General features: G+C 68.0%; 16 protein-coding genes. 8 read left to right on the forward strand and 8 right to left on the reverse strand.

Annotated elements, in window-relative coordinates:
- Nucleotides 1–19 precede the first annotated feature (19 nt).
- Nucleotides 20–1,396 (forward strand): 3-deoxy-D-arabino-heptulosonate 7-phosphate synthase, encoded by a 1,377-nt coding sequence (locus tag AC6LKD_RS09475; RefSeq protein ID WP_498115999.1) that lies wholly within the window; start codon nucleotides 20–22, stop codon nucleotides 1,394–1,396.
- Between the two features lie 25 nt (nucleotides 1,397–1,421).
- Here AC6LKD_RS09475 and AC6LKD_RS09480 read toward each other — a convergent pair whose 3' ends face one another.
- The 8 genes from AC6LKD_RS09480 to AC6LKD_RS09515 all read right to left on the reverse strand — a co-directional run bounded on the left by AC6LKD_RS09480 (nucleotide 1,422) and on the right by AC6LKD_RS09515 (nucleotide 9,653).
- Complete coding sequence (locus AC6LKD_RS09480; protein WP_498116000.1) at nucleotides 1,422–3,626, reverse strand: rhodanese-like domain-containing protein; 2,205 nt, start codon at nucleotides 3,624–3,626, stop codon at nucleotides 1,422–1,424.
- 118 nt (nucleotides 3,627–3,744) lie between these two features.
- Nucleotides 3,745–4,674: a CysB family HTH-type transcriptional regulator gene (locus AC6LKD_RS09485; protein WP_492275022.1), complete on the reverse strand. Its 930-nt coding sequence runs from the start codon at nucleotides 4,672–4,674 to the stop codon at nucleotides 3,745–3,747.
- Nucleotides 4,675–4,682: 8 nt separating this feature from the next.
- Nucleotides 4,683–5,033, reverse strand: coding sequence for a VOC family protein (locus AC6LKD_RS09490; RefSeq protein ID WP_498116001.1), 351 nt, complete (start codon nucleotides 5,031–5,033; stop codon nucleotides 4,683–4,685).
- A 122-nt stretch (nucleotides 5,034–5,155) separates the two neighbouring features.
- On the reverse strand, nucleotides 5,156–6,370 hold the full coding sequence (metC, locus tag AC6LKD_RS09495; RefSeq protein WP_498116002.1) for a cystathionine beta-lyase: 1,215 nt from the start codon (nucleotides 6,368–6,370) through the stop codon (nucleotides 5,156–5,158).
- 58 nt (nucleotides 6,371–6,428) lie between these two features.
- A complete protein-coding gene (locus tag AC6LKD_RS09500; RefSeq protein ID WP_498116003.1) occupies nucleotides 6,429–7,280 on the reverse strand; it encodes an amino acid ABC transporter ATP-binding protein in 852 nt (283 codons plus the stop codon).
- A complete protein-coding gene (locus tag AC6LKD_RS09505) occupies nucleotides 7,267–8,076 on the reverse strand; it encodes an amino acid ABC transporter permease (RefSeq protein WP_498116004.1) in 810 nt (269 codons plus the stop codon). Before AC6LKD_RS09505 ends, AC6LKD_RS09500 begins: the two co-directional genes overlap by 14 nt.
- Nucleotides 8,066–8,803: an amino acid ABC transporter permease gene (locus tag AC6LKD_RS09510; RefSeq protein ID WP_498116005.1), complete on the reverse strand. Its 738-nt coding sequence runs from the start codon at nucleotides 8,801–8,803 to the stop codon at nucleotides 8,066–8,068. Before AC6LKD_RS09510 ends, AC6LKD_RS09505 begins: the two co-directional genes overlap by 11 nt.
- 13 nt (nucleotides 8,804–8,816) lie before the next feature.
- The gene (locus AC6LKD_RS09515) at nucleotides 8,817–9,653 is read right to left on the reverse strand and encodes a transporter substrate-binding domain-containing protein (protein ID WP_498116006.1); all 837 of its coding nucleotides are present in this window, start codon (nucleotides 9,651–9,653) and stop codon (nucleotides 8,817–8,819) included.
- A gap of 210 nt (nucleotides 9,654–9,863) precedes the next feature.
- Here AC6LKD_RS09515 and AC6LKD_RS09520 point away from each other — a divergent pair, with 210 nt between their 5' ends.
- Genes AC6LKD_RS09520 through AC6LKD_RS09550 form a run of 7 tightly spaced genes read left to right on the forward strand, consistent with a single transcriptional unit; the run spans nucleotide 9,864 to nucleotide 16,869 of the window.
- Nucleotides 9,864–10,733, forward strand: a complete 870-nt coding sequence (locus AC6LKD_RS09520; protein WP_498116007.1) for a VOC family protein — start codon at nucleotides 9,864–9,866, stop codon at nucleotides 10,731–10,733.
- Entirely contained in the window at nucleotides 10,733–11,842 is a 1,110-nt protein-coding gene (locus AC6LKD_RS09525) for a M14 family metallopeptidase (protein WP_498116066.1), read from the forward strand. The genes AC6LKD_RS09520 and AC6LKD_RS09525 overlap by 1 nt, the downstream gene beginning before the upstream one ends.
- A gap of 31 nt (nucleotides 11,843–11,873) precedes the next feature.
- Nucleotides 11,874–12,887, forward strand: a complete 1,014-nt coding sequence (locus AC6LKD_RS09530) for a quinone oxidoreductase family protein (RefSeq protein WP_498116008.1) — start codon at nucleotides 11,874–11,876, stop codon at nucleotides 12,885–12,887.
- Nucleotides 12,884–13,327 carry a PaaI family thioesterase gene (locus AC6LKD_RS09535; RefSeq protein WP_498116009.1) on the forward strand — a complete coding sequence of 148 codons (444 nt, stop codon included), beginning with the start codon at nucleotides 12,884–12,886 and terminating at the stop codon, nucleotides 13,325–13,327. Before AC6LKD_RS09530 ends, AC6LKD_RS09535 begins: the two co-directional genes overlap by 4 nt.
- Nucleotides 13,328–13,355: 28 nt before the next feature.
- Nucleotides 13,356–14,999 (forward strand): ABC transporter substrate-binding protein, encoded by a 1,644-nt coding sequence (locus tag AC6LKD_RS09540; protein ID WP_492275012.1) that lies wholly within the window; start codon nucleotides 13,356–13,358, stop codon nucleotides 14,997–14,999.
- Nucleotides 15,000–15,008: 9 nt separating this feature from the next.
- A complete protein-coding gene (locus AC6LKD_RS09545) occupies nucleotides 15,009–15,980 on the forward strand; it encodes an ABC transporter permease (RefSeq protein ID WP_498116010.1) in 972 nt (323 codons plus the stop codon).
- Between the two features lies 1 nt (nucleotide 15,981).
- On the forward strand, nucleotides 15,982–16,869 hold the full coding sequence (locus AC6LKD_RS09550; protein WP_498116011.1) for an ABC transporter permease: 888 nt from the start codon (nucleotides 15,982–15,984) through the stop codon (nucleotides 16,867–16,869).
- Nucleotides 16,870–16,877 lie beyond the last annotated feature (8 nt).

Here is a 16,877-nt window from a genome sequence, read left to right on the forward strand (position 1 = left end):
GCGGTAGGCTTGGGGCGCCATGCCCCAGCCGCCTTCCCTATCCCTGCTCGACGCCACGCTGCGCCGCACTGCCCGGCGCTATCGCGTGCCGCCGATTTCCCGAATACGCGCCGAGGGCGCCCCGCCCGCCACCGCGCTGGCCGTCGCCATCGAACAGGCCCGCCTGTCGCTTGAAACCGGCGCCCCGCCGCCCACCATCAAACAGGCCTTTCTCGATGCCCTGGCGCGCCTGATCCGCGACGCCATGCGCGAGTCCGACGGCGATCCCGTGTTCCAGGCCATGCTGTTGCGGCACCGCCTGGCTCCCGTGCGCGAGTACGCCTCCCTGGCCGCCCGCGCCGCCCAGGACCGCCGCGAGGTCATCGCCGCCGCCAACGCCATCGCCCATCCTGCCAGGATCGAACGCATGCCGGCCGGCGCGGCGCGCGAGGCCATGGCGGCCCTGCAGGCGGCGGCAGCATCCGAATCATGGACGACATTGCCGGAAGCCGCGCGTCGTCTTCTGAGCCTGCCTGCCAACTCGCAGCCCGCCGCAGCCTCAACCGTCCTTGACCGCCTGCTCGCAAGTCCGGCGCTGGCGCATCTGCAACGACTGGACATCCTGACCGCCGATGCCGACGTGCGCCGCTACCGCACGCTGTGGGAACGACAGGGCCCGCGTCCGGGCAGCGCCACTGCCCTTGCTGAAGGCAACGCGTCGCGTCTGCGCGGCGACGCCGTCGAAGCTCAGGCCTTGCAGGCGCTGGAAGCCCTGGCCCGCCGCCTCAACGACGCCGATGGCCCAGACAGCTACCAGGCCGTGTCCTCCATGCGCGTGCCGCCGTCGCTGCCCGCCAACGCCGAACGCGCCAAGAGCGAATGGGACGCCGCCCTGCTCCGCAAGACGGAAGACGCCAATGCGCCGCCGGCTTGGGATCTGTGCCTGCTGCTCGAAGCCAAGGCCTCGGCCGACGCCGCCGCCACCGACTTCCCGCGCCTGTTGCGCGGCCTGCGCCTGCTGGCGCACGCGGACCCTCACACCGACTATGCCTTCAGCACGCGCCAGGGCCGCATCCCCCTGCGCGGCGCATCGCTGCGCGCGCTGCCCGCCGACGGCCCAGGGCTCGACACCCGCGTGCTCTATTTCTGCGACGGCCCGGCGGATGCCATTCCGCGCCTGCTCAGCGCCGCCAGCCGCATGCAGCTGCTGTCCGCCCAACCCAGCCTGGACTACGCCGGCTGCCTGGCGCAGGGACTGGACGCGGCCCCGGAAACCCTTGAGCCGGTCTGGCGCCTGCTGCTCGAATCGGCGCAATGGACCAGCGTGCTGCAGCAGTACCCGACGCTATGCCAGGCGCGTGAACTGATGGTGCATCCGGATGACCTGATGGCCGCGATCGAAGGCGCCACGCCCTGAGGCCGGCGCCCGCCGGCCTATCAGGTCATTCCCGGCCGATCAGCCGGAAATCCTGGCTGCCTTCGCGCTCCAGCTGCGCCACCAGGCCAAGCTCCCAGTCCAGGTAGTCCCAGAAGCCCTGATCCCGCGCAGCCAGATCCTCGAACAGATAGGGGCTGACGCTGTGGTCGTCGTCCCCGGTCAGCACCTCTTGCCCCCCACGCGCCAGTTCCAGGCCTTGCGCCGTCCAGGCGCGCGTGCCGCCCAGCAGGTAGCGCACTTGCCGCTGGCTGCGCCACGCCAGCTCGGCCGCCACAACGCTGGCCAGCACGCCGTCGGCGGAGGTCAGCACGACGGTCCGTCCACTATCCTCGGGCAGGAACTCGGCAACGCGGTCCGGCGCCGCGAACCGCGAACCCGGCACGTGGCCGCGCTCGTACGCGACCCGGGTATCGATGTCGAACAGCACGGCTTGACCGCTATCCAGTGCGGCGCGCAAGGCTTGCGGCCGCCACCCGCCCGCGTCTGGCCGATGCCGCAGCACCCGCCGCGGCTCGGACCCGCTCTGCAATGCGGCCGACGCTGGAGGTCGGTACAGATAGACCTCCACCGCGCCCAGCTGCGCCAGCCAGGCGCCGGTGGTCAAGGCGCGCACGCCGTCCCAATCCGCCAGCACCACGCGGGCGCGGCGCGTCGCCAGGTACTCGTCCGTGGCCTGCACCAGCTGGCCACCGGGCGCCCAGCGCCAGCCTTCGAGATGGCCGGTCTCGTACTCCTCGCGGGTGCGCACATCGAACCTGTAGAGGGTGCGCGTGCCCTGCTCGGCCTCGAATGCCTGCAAGGTGGCGGTATCGATATGCGCAATGCCCGCGCGGCGCGCAACATCGGCCGCCTGCTGGCGGGCCGCCGCCAGCGCCTCGGTTCCCGGCTCCGGCAGCGCGGCGTGCCTGCCATGGGCCAGTTCGCGACCCGACAGCAGCCATTCCATGGTGCCGTTGCGCAGCGACGCCACGCGGTTGGGTATGCCGGCGTCGATCAGCGTCTGCGCGCCGACGATGCTGCGCGTGCGTCCCGCACAGTTCACCACCACAAAGGTCCCAGGGTCCGGCGCCAGCTCGCGGATGCGATAGACCAGTTCCGCCCCGGGCAGGCTGTGCGCGAAGGGCAGCGTGAAGTTGTGGAATTCCTCCGGCGTGCGACTGTCCACCACCACGATGTTGTCGCCGCGCGCCACGCGCTCATCGAGTTCGTCCACGTCTATCCAGGGAGTGCGCTTCTCGTGTTCGATGACTTCGCCGAAGGCCTTGCTGGGTACATTGGTGCCGGAGAACAATTCGCGCCCTTCCCGCTCCCATGCGTCCGTCCCGCCGGCCAGCACCGAAATGTCGGTCCAACCCAGGCGCGCCAGCTTGGCCGCCGCCTGGTGCGCCAGCGTCTCGTCATCATCCACCAGCACGATGCGTGCATCGCGGCGCGGCGCCAGCCTGTCGATCAGCAGCTCCAGGCGCCATAAGGGCGCGGGCACCGCGTGCAGCAGATGGCGGCGCGCATGGCGGCCGGCTTCGCGCACGTCCAGCAAGGCGATCTCGCCCGCGCCGCGCAATTCGTCCTGCAGGGATTGAGGGGAGATGCGCGCATGGTAGATCGCCGCGGGTGGCGAGAAGGTGCGGTACGTGCCGCCCGCGGTGCTCTCGAACACCACGCGGCCATGCAGGCGGTCCAGCGCCAGCCCATAGAAATGCAGATGCGCGCCGGGTTCGTCACCCACCAGTTCGATCGTGTGCACGTCCTGCGGACCCAGCACGATGGAGCTGCCAGGCGCCACGTCCACGCGCTTGACGTGGCTCAGCACGTCGCGCAGGGGATCGGCGCCGCGTTCGCGCGCATAGACCTCGTTGCGCTCGTTGCCTTGCACGCCGGCGATGATGGCCCAGGTCGTGTGGTCATGCGGCGGCTGGGCCTTGCCCGGCGCTCCCAGAGACAAGTACAAGGCATGTCCGCCGTCCAGGTCCTCGGCCAGCCGGTAGATGGCGGTCGGCCTGCCCGGGACCACGGCAAACGCCTCCTCCGGAAACAGTTCCCGGCGCCGTCCCAACGCTTCCAGCAGCGTTGCCACTTCGGCCAATTGTTCGCGCGTGGCGCTGGCGGCGTCGGGCGCCAGCCGCCGCGCCTGGGCGATGAATTCGCGCACAGCCTGTGCGCGTTGGTTGTGGATGTTCGCGGCCGCTGACGACGGTACAGATGTGCTCATGGGATGACCCTGGATTCCGTGGGGAAGAAAAGGTCAGCCTACTTGCGCGGCGTCGCAAGGGAAACGAAGCGATGCAACTATGGTTATGCGCAAGACGGTGGCGCGTCCGCCTATTGCCTCAGCCTGCGCCCTTCAGCTCGCGTTCAACGATCTCGCGCGTCAAGGTCGGCACGAACATCTCGACGAAATGGAAGGCGTAGCCGCGCAGCCATGCGCCGCGCCGTATCGCCAACCGCGTCAGGTTGATCTCGAACAGGTGGCGGGCGTCGATGGCGCACAGGCGCGTGTCGCGTTCGGCATCCCATGCCACCGAGGCCACGATGCCCAGGCCCAGCCCCAATTCCACATAGGTCTTGATCACGTCCGCGTCCATCGCGGTCATGACGATGTCGGGCGTGATGCCGGCCCGCGCGAAGGCCTCGTCGATATGCGCGCGGCCCGTGTAGCCGCGCCCGTAGGTAATGATGGGGAAGCGCGCAAGCTGCGACAGGCTGACGCCCTCTGGCTGGCGCTCCAGCGGATGGCCGCGGGGCACGATGATGCTGTGGCTCCAACGGTAGCAAGGCAGGTTGACCAGCCCCGGATAGTCGGCCACCGCTTCCGTCGCCACGCCGATGTCGGCCTCGCCCTCCAGCAGCATTTCCGAAACCTGCTTGGGCGAGCCCTGGTGCAGGTGCAGCACCACCTCGGGATAGCGTTCGCGGAACTCCTTGACGACGGGCGGCAAGGCGTAGCGCGCCTGCGAATGGGTCGCCGCGATGGAAAGCACCCCGGTCCGGCTGTCCGCGTATTCGGCCCCCGCGTGCCGGATGTTGTCTGCGCATTGCAGGATCTGCTCGACCAGCGGCAGGATCAATTCGCCAGGCGGGGTCAGGCCGATGAGCCGCTTGCCCGAACGCACGAAGATGTCCACGCCCACCTCTTCCTCGAGTTCGCGGATCTGGCGGCTGACGCCGGGCTGCGAGGTATGCAGGCTTTCGGACACGTCGGTCAGGTTGAAATCCTGGCGCACGGCTTCGCGCACGGAGCGCAATTGCTGAAAATTCATCGCGCGCCTCAGCCCAGGAAAGCCAGCTGATTGCCTGACGGATCTTTCACGTACATCACGCGCGGCTCGGCATCGGGCAAGGAACAGACCGGATGGAGACCCGCCAGGCGCAGCCGCGCCAGGAGGTCGTCGTAGGCGCGGGTCTTCAGCGCCAGATAGTCGGGCCTGACCTCGCGGCTGACCTCGTCCACCGGAGACAGCGACAAGGTCGCCTCGCCCAACGCGAACAACAAGCGCTGGCCGCCGGCCCCGGCCACTTCATCCAAACCGATGATGTGACTATAGAACTCGCGTACCGCCTCCTGTCGTTGAGCAAGAAAGGAAAGCTGCACCGACCCGATGGAATGAATAGTAGACATGCCCTGCCGCCAATCATGGAACAGGGCAAATTCTAGTGGTCGCGGGTACCAACGGACAAAGAGGTATATGTTGCTTCTACATAGCCGGAAACCCTAAAGAAAACCGCTCATTTGCATATGCTTCAAGCACTGCGCCGCAGAGCTTCGCGCGTGGCCGCGAAAGCGCGCTCCAGGTCGGCGATCAGGTCCAGCGGACTTTCCAGCCCGATGTGCAGGCGCACCACCGATTGCGTCTGCGGCCCGTCCTGCCAATAGCTGTGCTCGGCCAGGCGCTCGGGCGCGGCCTCCAGTGCCAGGCTTTCGTAGCCGCCCCAGGAGGCGCCGATCGAAAAATAGCGCAAGGCATCGATGAAGCGCGCCGCGGCCGTGGCATCGGCATGCCGGAACGCGAACGACACCAGGCCGCTGGCGCCGCTGAAATCCCGCCGCCACAGGGCGTGACCCGGGTCCTGCTCCAGCGCCGGGTAATAGACGCTTGCGACATCTTCATGCCGCGCCAGATATCCAGCCACGGCAAGCGCGTTCTTATGGTGCCGCGCAAGCCGCACGTCCAGCGTGCGCAGGCCGCGCAGGGTCAGATAGGCGTCGTCCGCGCCCACCGACAAGCCCAGGGCGTCGTGCGCCGCCGCGACTTGCCGGGCCAGGTCGGGACTGTCCACGGTGACCACACCCATCATCACGTCGGAATGCCCCGCCAGATACTTGGTCGCCGCCTGGATGGAAATATGCGCGCCCAGTGCCAGCGGCTGATAGTACAGGCCGCCGCTCCAGGTATTGTCCGCCGCCACTAGCACGCCATGGCGCCGCGCCACGTCCGCCAGCGCCGGCAGGTCCTGCACCTCGTACAAGAGCGAACTGGGCGACTCCAGATACAGCAGGCGCGTGTTCGGGCGGATCAACGGCTCCAGTTCGTCGCGCGTGGCGGAAAAGTACTCCACCTCGATTCCATAGCGTTGCAACAGCGCGCGGTCCACCTTGCGCACCGGCGAGTAGACGCTGTCGGCCACCAGCGCGTGTTCCCCCGGCGCCAGCGTCGCCAACAGCACCAGCACAATGGCCGACAAGCCCGAAGGCGCCAGCAAGGTGCGATAGCCGCCTTCCAGCGAAGCCACCGCCTGCTCCAGCGCCTGATGGGTGTCCAGGCCATGGCGGCCATAGGTCGCCACGCGCTCGCCGGCGGCGCGTTGCCGGCCCAAGGCCGCCTGCGCGGCCGTGTCGGCAAAACGCACGGTGCTGGTGCGCACCACCGGCACGTTCACCGGCCCAGCGCCCTGCTTCAGGTCGGGCGATCCGGCATGCACCAGCCGGGTCTGGACGCGGGCGTCTGCCAGGCTCATGCGCGCACCTCGGCAAGGTTGGAGATCGGGGATACGAAAGTCATGTGCAGCTCCTGGTTCACACTGCCAGACGCAGCGGATCGAAATTCAAGTAGGCCTGTATGGGATCGGCAACGCTTTCCCGTGGCGGCGCCGCGCCGACCGCCCGTTGCAGGAAGGCACGGGTGCGTTCGCTGGCGGGCGCCCCGAACATGCGCGCCGGCGGACCGGACTCGACGACGCGGCCGGCTTCGGTGAAATACACGATGTCGCTGACCTCTTCGGCAAAGCGCATTTCATGGGTCACCAGCACGCAGGTCAGGCCGTCCTGCACCAGTTCGCGGATCACGGTCAGGACTTCACCGACCATCTCCGGATCCAGCGCGGAAGTCACTTCATCGAACAGGATCAGTTCCGGCTGCAAGGCCAGCGCGCGCGCAATCGCCACCCGCTGCTGCTGGCCGCCGGACAGTTCGCCGGGATAGGCGTGCGCCTTGTGCTCCATCCGCACCTTGGCCAACAGCTCGCGGGCACGCGCCTCGGCCTGCGCCCGTGGCAGGCCGCCCACCTTGATGGGCGAGATCGTCAGGTTCTGCAGCACGCTCAGGTGCGGGAACAGGTTGTACTGCTGGAACACGAAGCCCACGCGCTTGCGCAGGCCGATCAGTTCGGCTTCCGACTTCAAGGCATCGACGCGCACGCCGCCGACCTGGATGCGGCCGCGCTGCGGCCTTAGCAGTCCGGTCATGCAGCGCAGGATGGTGGACTTGCCCGATCCGGAGGGACCGATGATGGACACGGCCTGGCCCTGCTGCACCTCGACGTCCAAGCCCTTGAGCACCTCGGTCTGGCCAAAGGCCAGATGCACATCCCGCAGGCTGACCAGAGGGGTCTGGGCGGCGGCGCGCGCCTCGAATTCAATAATGCTCATGGCGTCTTTCCAGATACCGCGTCCAACGCGCGATGGGATAGCAATAGGCGAAGAACAGCGCCAATAGCGTGAAATAAACCAGTATGGTGAAGTCGGTGCGCGACACGGTATTGCTGGCCACCGTGGCTGCGTCGACCAGATCGTGCACGCCCACCAGCGAGGCCAGCGACGTGCTCATGGTGATGCTGGCGTACAGGTTCATCCAGGACGGCAGCATCCGCCGCAGGCATTGCGGCAGCACGATCATGTGGAAGATCTGCGAGCGCCGGAATGCCAGCGATTGCGCGGCCTCCCATTGCGCGCTGGGGATGGACTGGATCGCGCCGCGGAAGATCTCGGCCACGTTGGCGCTGGCCGGCAAGCCCAGGCCGATGACCACCTTGACCCAGTCCGGAAACGGCAGGCTCCATCCGCCCAGCCTCAGCTCGAAGGGAAACACATAGGTGGTGAAGTACACCAGCACCAGGATGGGCGCATTACGGAACAGCAGCACATAGGCGCGAGTCAGCCGGCGCAGCAGCGGCGACGGCGACAGCGATACCGCGCCCACCACCAGCCCGGCCAATGTGCCCAACATCATGGCCAGCACGCTGAGCTGGATGTTCATCGCCAGCCCGCGCAACAAGGCGGGCGACCAGCGCCACAGCGCCTGTACCGCGGCCGGCGCCGTGCCGGTGGCCGCCCATGCCAGGTTCAGTGCCGCCAGCGCCAGGAATATTGCAAGCCAGGGATCGCGCAACGCCGCCGGCAATCGACGCCCCGCTGCCCCCGCCCGCAAGGCCAGATCATTGCCCATAGCCAGGCATCCTCAAACGTTCTTCCAGCCATCTCCCGCCCAGGCCCACCAGCCAGGTCAGCAGGCCGAAGTACAGCAGGATCAACAGCAACAGTTCCAGCACGTTGTCGCGATACGACCAGATCATGATGGACTCATAGGTCACGTCGCCCACTGCGATAGCGGAAGCGATGGCGCTCATCTTCACCAGGTCCACCAGGTTGTTGACTAGCGCTGGCAAGGCAAAGCGCAGCGCCAGCGGCAACTGCACCTGGGTCAGGATCTGGCGGTGCGAAAACGCCAGCGAGCGCGCCGCCTCCATCGTCACAGCGGGCACCGCTTCGATGCCCGCGCGCAGGGCCTCGGCATGGAATACCCCCTTGTGCAGCGCCACCACGATCACCACCCAGGCGAACGGGGCTATTGGACTGCCGCCGCCCAGCTTTTGCGTGATCAGCATGTTCAACACCAGGAAGGCGCAATACAGCTGCACCAGCGTGGGCGTGTTGCGCGTGACTTCCACAAAAGCCTGCAACGGCCGGGCCAGCCAGGCGCGACCGCTGGTCAGGCCCGCGGCGATCAGGACGCCGAACAGCAGGCTGGCCGGTATGGTCCACGCGCAGAGTTGCAGCGTGACCAGCAGTCCGCGGCCAAATGCGGACAGCTCGCCCGCGTCCAGCACAAAGCTGTAGTTCAACCCCAGCGGCTTGAAAAAGCCGACCCAGGCTTGCAATGCCGATTCGAACATGCCCCGGTCCGCCTCAGCTGCCCTGCTTGTACTTCGCGTGCAGCTCCTGCAGCAGCGGTTGTGGCGGCGCGATGCCCAGGCGCGTTTCCGTGGCGATCAGCCAGCCCCTGCGGTGCCAGTCCTGCACCACCTTGTCCACGGCGGCGATGGTGTCGGCCTCACCCTTGCGGGTCCAGACCACCGAGTTGGCCGGCAGCACCTCGGAGGCGATGGGCGCGTGGTAGTCCTTCCATTCCGGGTTGCTGCGCAGCAGCGGCTGGATCAGGGTCGAGTCATGCACGGCCGCGACGCACTGGCCGCCGCGCAGCGCCAGCAGCGAATCCGACGAGCTCTTGTAGCCCTTGACCACCGCGCCGTAGTCGGCCGACAAGGGCCGCGCGAAGCTGCTGCCCTGCGACACGCACACCGGCTTGCCGCGCAGGTCCTCCCACTTGGCGATGCCGCTGGTCTTGAGTGTGGCCGCCGTGCCGCCCACCCGGAAAAACGGCGTGGGCGCGTAGCCCAGGATCTCGGCGCGCTCGGGGTTCAGTTCCATGGATGCGATCAGCAGGTCGACCTTGCCGGAAATCAGGAATTGCGTGCGCGTGGCGGTCTGCACCTGCACCAGTTCCGCCTTTACGCCCAGATCCTTGGCCAGCTCGCGTGCCAACTCCGGATTCCAGCCCACCAACTGCTGCGTGGCCGGATCCAGCGAGCCGAACACGCCGCCATTGGCCAGCACGCCGATGGTGATGGTGCCGCGTTCCTTGACCTTGTCCAGCGTGGCGTCGGCCTGCGCCGCGCCGGCGGCCAAGGCCAGCGCCAGGGAGATTGCGATGCGGGCGGCGCCCGGAGTCTTGCGAGTTGCCATGTCGTTGTCGATGGATATGCATTGAACGGACCTCCATGCTGAGTGCGAGTAAGCCCTGGAGCAAAGAAGACTTTCAGATATGAATATGCGGATGCCCCCTGCGCCCGGGCACGAACAGAAAACAGATATCCACATGCGAATTCAATCGTTCTGGCCCGACTTCGCATCGGCCAGACTGCCCGCTTCCGTCAAGCAAAATCAGGAAACGCGATGTCCATACCCTCAGTCACCGGACTGGACCACTACATCATCCGGGTGCACGATCTGCAGGCCGCAACCGAGCAATATCAGAAGCTGGGATTCGCCCTGGCGCCGCAAGGCCGGCATCATCGCGGCACGCGCAACCAAACGCTGATCCTGGACGCGAACTACCTGGAACTGCTGGCCTTTCCGCCGGAACTGCGCGACCAGTCGCGCTTTGCAGGCTTCGACGACGCCTACGAAGGTCCGGTATCCGTCGCGCTGCAAACCACCGACAGCAGCGCCGTACACGCGGAGCTGGCCCGCCTGGGCATAGAAGCCGAGCCGCCTCAGCGCGGCGGCCGCCCGGTGCACTTGCCGCAAGGCAGCGAGGACGCGGCCTGGAACAACACCCAGTTTCCCGCCGGCCTGTTCGCGGTGCCGGATTTCTTCACCTGCGGCCATCTCACGCGCCATCTGGTGTACCGCCCCGAATGGCAGGACCATGCCAATGGCGCGCGCCGCATCGAATCGCTGATCGCCGTGCATCCCGAGCCGCAAGCCCTGCGCCCCGCGTATGAACGCGTGCTCGGCCCCATTGCCATCAGCGAGCTTCCGGACCAAGGGCTGCAAGTGCGGCGCGGCAGCCTGCGCATCGACTTCCTCACGCCCGCCGCCTTCGAACAGCGCTTTCCCCATGTGCGCGTGCCAGCGGGCCTGCCCGCCAGCAGCCAGGGCGGCTGGTTCGCCGGTTCCGTCATCGGCGTGCGCGATATCGGGCAGACGCGCGCGTGGCTCGACAGCAAACAAGTCCCCTACCGCGCCAACGCGCAAGGCGAACTGGCGGTAGCGCCCGAGCATGCCGCGGGCGCGCTGCAAGTCTTCGTGCAGGAGGCATGATGGGCCAGCCCCTGCCCGACTACTGGAATTGCTTTTCCACCGGCTACGCGGCGGCGCGCGAGGCTTTCGTGACGGCCGCCGCCGCACGCGGCGCCGCGCTCTCGCGCCACGAGCACCCCACGGCCAAGGACCCGCAAGGCCGGCCGCTGACGGTAGACGTGGCGGTGCTGGGCCGCCTGGACGCCACCCGCAGCCATCTGGCCATCAGCGGCACCCACGGCCTGGAAGGCGCCGCCGGCTCGGCGGTGCAGCTGGCCTGGCTGCAGGCGGACGGCAGCCTGCCCTTGCCGGACGACGTCAACGTAGTGCTGGTGCATGCGCTGAATCCCTACGGCTACGCCCATGACACGCGCACGACCGAGAACAACGTCGACCTGAACCGCAACTTTATCGACCACACCCAGCCCGCGCCTGCCAACCCGCACTATGCCACCCTGCATCCACACCTGATTCCGCGGCATTGGACAGAGGCCGCGCTCGATGCCGGCGCCGACGCGCTCGAACGCTTCCGCCAGCAGCATGGCGCGGATGTGCTGTTCAACGTGACGGCCAGCGGCCAATACACGCATCCGGATGGGCTGGTCTACGGCGGCAGCGGTCCCGAATGGTCCAACCGCACGCTGCGGCGCATCGTTGACGAGCACCTGGGCGCAAGCGAGCGCGTGGCCTTCATCGACTGGCACACCGGCATAGGCGAATACGGCGAGCCCTTCTTCCTGTGCTTCAACCCGGACGGCAGCGCGGAACAGGCGCAGGCCACCGCCTGGTGGGGCGCCGAGCGCGTGTTGGGACAGCGCCCGCACGGTCTGGCCCGCCCCGACTACCAGGGCCTGGTGTTCCGCGGCGTGCAACAGGCCCTGGGCGCGCGGCCGCTGGCCGGCGCGGTGGTCGAGTTCGGCACCCGCAGCTTGCAAATGCGGCCGGCCCTGAGGCTGGACCAATGGCTGCGTTTCAAAGCCCCCGCCGCGCCCGACGCCGCGCGCGACGCACAGTTGCGCGCGGACCTGGTCGACGCCTTCGTGCCCGTATCCAGCGTCTGGCGCCGCAATGTGGTGGCCCACGGCCTGCAGATCACGCGCCAGGCCATCGCAGGCCTGGCGGCGTGGTGAATCCTCCCTTTACCCACACTTCAAGACACTCATGAAAGCCATTGTTTTGCGCGAACACGGCGGCAGCGACAAGCTGCGCCTGGAAACCGAATTCCCCGATCCCGTCGCCGGTCCCGATGACGTGGTGATCCGCGTCCAGGCCTCGTCGCTGAACTACCACGACGTGTTCACCCGCCGCGGCATGCCCGGCATCAAACTGCCCTTTCCCGTCATCATCGGCCTGGACGTGGCCGGCGTAGTGGTGCAGACCGGCGCCAACGTGCGCGACTGGAAGGCCGGCGACCGCGTGCTGGTCGACCCGATAGACCGGGTCGACGGCGGCCTGGTGGGCGAAACCATCCACGGCGGCCTGGCCGAGCTGTGCCGCGTGCCCGCGCACCAGCTGCTGCGCCTGCCCGACGAGGTCAGTTTCGACCAGGCCGCCGCGCTGCCGGTGGCCTACGGCACCGCCCTGCGCATGATGAACCGCATCGGCCAGGTCCAGCCGGGCGAGAAAGTCCTGATCCTGGGCGCCAGCGGCGGCGTGGGCGTGTGCGCCGTGCAGTTGGCCAAGCTGGCCGGCGCCGAAGTCATCGCCTGCGCCGGCAGTCCCGAGAAGGCCGAGGCGCTGCGCGCCCTGGGCGCCGACCACGTCATCCTCTACACCGAGGAAGACTTCCTCAAGGCGGTCCAGGAGCGTTTCGGCAAGCCGTCGCGCCGCCGCAGCGGCAAGCCTGGCGGCGTGGACGTGGTGGTGAACTTCACGGGCGGCGACACCTGGGTCAAATCGCTGCGTTGCCTGCGCCTGGGTGGCCGCCTGCTGACCTGCGGCGCCACTGCGGGCTTCGACCCCAAGGAAGACCTGCGCTATATCTGGACCTTCGAGCTGCAGATCCGCGGCTCCAACGGCTGGGAACGCGAGGACCTGCACGAACTGCTGGCGCTGGTGCGCGATGGCCGGTTGCGGGTCCATGTGGACCGCAAGTGGCCGCTGGAACAAGGCGCAGAAGCGCTGGCCTCGCTGGAAGATCGCAAGATCGTCGGCAAAGTGCTGGTGTCGGCATGAGCGCGAATCCAAAAGCGCCCGCCGCCCCCCTGGACGCCGCCGCCATCCAGGCCAAGTTCGACGATTCGCCGTTCATCGCCTGGCTCGGCCTATCAGTGCGCGACGTGGACCATGAACAAGGCGAACTGACGGTGCTGGCCCCCATGCGCCCCGAATTCGAGCGTGGCGCCGCCAGCGGCCAATGGCATGGCGGGCCGCTGGCCGCCGTGATCGACACCGTGGGCGATTTCGCCGTGGGCATGCTGCTGGGCCGGGGCCTGCCAACCATCAACTTCCGCGTCGACTACCTGCGCCCCGCCGTCAATACCGCGCTGACCGCCGTGGCCCGCGTGCGCCGCAACGGCCGCAGCGTGGGCGTGGCCGACGTGGATCTCTACAACGACCAGGGCGCGCTGGTGGCCATCGGCCGCGCCAGCTACGCCACACTCAGCCAGGGCTGAGCGGACTCTCATCTTCAAGGACACCATTATGACCACCGCGCAGCGCCCCGGACGGCGCGCATTCCTGACCCGTACCGCCGCGGGCGGCCTGGCCGCCGGCCTCGGCATCGCGCCCCAGGCGCTACTGGCTGCGACGTCCCAACCCGGCGCCGACGCCGGTCCCGCCCGCAAGGGCGGCACCCTGGTCGCGAGCTGGGGCGGCCTGGAGCCACAAGCCCTGTTCGTGCCGGGCGGCGGCGGGTCCAGTCCGTTCCAGACCGCGACCAAGATCCTGGAACGCCTGCTCAAGCTGGACGCCGACCTGAAGTTCCAGCCCGCGCTGGCCCTGTCCGTCACGCCGGCTGCGGACTTCCGCAGCTACACCATCAAGCTGCGCGAAGGCGTCACCTGGCATGACGGCGCGCCCTTCACGTCCGCCGACGTCGTCTACAACGTGCTGCAGCACTGGAAGCCGATCTCGGCCGGCATCGCGCTCAAGTCGCTGACCGGCGCCACTGCGTCCGATCCGCTGACCGTGGTGCTGAGCTTCGACGCGCCGGTGCCGGAGTTCTTCCTGAAGTCCACACTGGCCGGCCAGTTCCAGCTGCTGCTGCCCAAGCACCTGTACGACGGCCGCGACATCATCACCAACCCGCTGAACAACACGCCGGTCGGCACCGGCCCCTGGAAGTACGGCAAGTGGGTGCGCGGCAGCCATGTCGAATACCTGCGCAACGACAGCTACTGGCATGCCGGCCAGCCCAACCTGGACCGCCTCATCATCCGCTGGTGGGGCGACCCTGCCACCCGCGGCGCCGCGCTGGAGACCGGCGAACTGGGCCTGGCCTACTCCAATCCCGTGCCGGCGCGCGACATCGACCGCCTGCTCAAGACCGGCAAAGTGGTGGCGGACACGCGCGGCTACCAGAACTCGGCCTGGACCGTGACCGCCGAATTCAACCAGCGCCGCGACATCGTCAACCGCCGCGAGGTCCGCCAGGCCATCCTGCACGCCATCGACCGCCAGTTCATCGTCGACACCATCTACTACGGCCGCGGCAAGCCGGCCATCGCGCCCGTCTTCAGCAGCAACCCGCTGTTCTACACCGAGGACGTGCCGCGCTATCCGTTCGACCCGAAGAAGGCCGCCGCGCTGCTGGACGCCGCCGGCCTGCCGCTCAAGGACGGCAAGCGTTTCACCGTGAACCTGGTGGCCGCCGCCTGGTTCGAGGAAAACGCCAAGCTCGGCCAATACCTGAAGCAGGCGCTGCAAGACGTGGGCATCGAGGTCAAGCTGGATTCGGTGGATCGTGCCACGGCGCTCAAGCGCATCTATGGCGACTACGACTACGACATCGCAGTCTCCAACTTCACGGCGCCGCTGGAACTGGTGCCTACGGTGACCCAGTTCTACACCACCGACGGCATCGTCAAGGGCGCCGCCTTCCGCAACGCCACCGGCTACTCCAATCCCGAGATGGACGCGCTGGTGGCCAAGCTGACCCAGGAGACTGCCCCGGACGCGCGCCGAACGCTTGCGCACCAGTTCGCGCGCCTGGCCTCCACCGACGTGCCCCACGTGCCGCTGGTGGAGATCCAGTCGTTCACGCTGGCCGGCAGGAACGTACGCAACTTCACCACCGGCGCCAACGTCCAGGGCGAGAGCCTGGCCGACGTCTGGCTGCAGGGCTGAGGCGCGCGCATGTCGATCCGACTGATCTTGCGCCGGCTGGCCCAGGCGATCCCGCTGCTGCTCGGCGTGGTGGTGCTGAACTTCGCGCTCATCCAATCCGTGCCCGGCACCTTCCTGGACGTGATGACGGCCGAGCAGCAGGTCACCGATCCGGCGCTCATCGAGCGCCTGCGCGTGACCTACGGCATGGACCAGCCGCCCGCGGTCCAGCTGCTGAAGTACGTCGGTTCCGTGGCGCGCGGCGACCTGGGCTATTCCTACCGCCACAACCTGCCGGTGCTGGACGTGATCCTGGCGCACCTGCCGGCCACGCTGCTGCTCATGGGCGCGAGCCTCGCCATCGCGGTGCTGGTGGGCATGGCGGCCGGCATCGTGTCGGCCGTCAAGGTCAACACCTGGTGGGACAGCGCCGTGTCGGTGTTCGCGGTGCTGTGCTTTGCCGCACCCAGCTTCTGGCTGGGCATCATGTTGATCGTGCTGTTCTCGGTCAAGCTGGGCTGGTTTCCGGTGGGCGGCATGGTCACCATCGGGTTGGCCGGCGGCGCCTGGCGCCAGGCGCTGGACGTGCTGCACCACCTGGCGCTACCGGCGCTGGCGCTGGGGCTGTTCTATTCCGCCGCCTATGCCCGCGTGATGCGCGCCTCGATGCTGGAAGTCAGCCGCATGGATTTCGTGCGCACCGCCTACGCCAAGGGCCTGACGCGCAGCGCCGTGGTGCTGCGCCATGTGTTGCGCAATGCCTTCCTGCCCATCGTCACCTTGCTCGGCCTGCAATTGGGCGCGGTGCTGGGCGGCAGCATCGTGGTCGAAGCCGTATTCAGCTGGCCCGGCATCGGCGCCGTGCTGTTCGACAGCGTCATGAGCCGCAACTATCCCGTGGTCCTGGGCATCCTGGTGCTCAGCTCCTTCGTGGTGATCATCGCCAATATCGCCGTCGACCTGCTCTACACGCGGCTGGATCCGCGCATCAAGGCTGCCTGACATGTCTGCATCCCCTACTCTCGCACCTCCCCTGCCCGCGGCGCCTTCCTACCGCCGCGCCTCCTTTGCCGCCCGCTTTGCCCGCAACCGGGGCGCCGTCGCCGGCGCCGCGCTGTTGGTCCTGGTCGCCTTCCTGGCGACGGGCGCCGGCTGGCTATACCCCACCGACCCGCTGCGCATCGTCGGCGCGCCGGAAATCTGGCCGTTCGAGTCCTGGCGCCATCCGTTGGGCACCGACTCCATGGGCCGCGACATCGCCGCCATGATCGCCCATGGCGCGCGCGCCACCCTGCTGATCGGCCTGGTGGCCGCGGCCACCGCCACGCTGATCGGCGTAAGCGTGGGCGCGGCTGCCGCCTGGGCCGGCGGCTGGATCGACGAAGGCCTGATGCGCGTGGCCGAACTGTTCCAGATCATCCCCAACGTGGTGTTCGTGCTGACGGTGGTTTCCATCCTGGGGCCGCGCATCGAACACATCACGCTGGCGGTCGGGTTGGTGTCCTGGCCGCCCATCGCCCGGCTGACCCGCGCCGAGTTCCTGTCCTTCAAGGAACGCGAGTTCGTGCAGGCCTGCCGCGCGCTGGGCATGAGCCCGCTGCGCATCGTCGCCGCCGAAATTCTGCCCAACGCCCTGCCGCCCGTGATCGTGATGTCTTCGCTGGTGGTGGCCGGCGCCATCCTCTACGAATCGGTCGTGTCCTTCCTGGGCCTGGGTGATCCCAACATCGCCAGCTGGGGCCGGCTGGTCGGCGAAGGCCGCAGTCTGATCCGCTCGTCCTGGTACATCTGCGCCGTGCCGGGCGTGGCCATCATGCTTGCGGTGCTGTCGCTGAACCTGGTCGGCGACGGCCTGAACGACGCGCTCAATCCCAAGCTGCAAAAGCGCTGAGCCGCATA

The organism is Achromobacter sp. D7-1 (assembly GCF_059760445.1).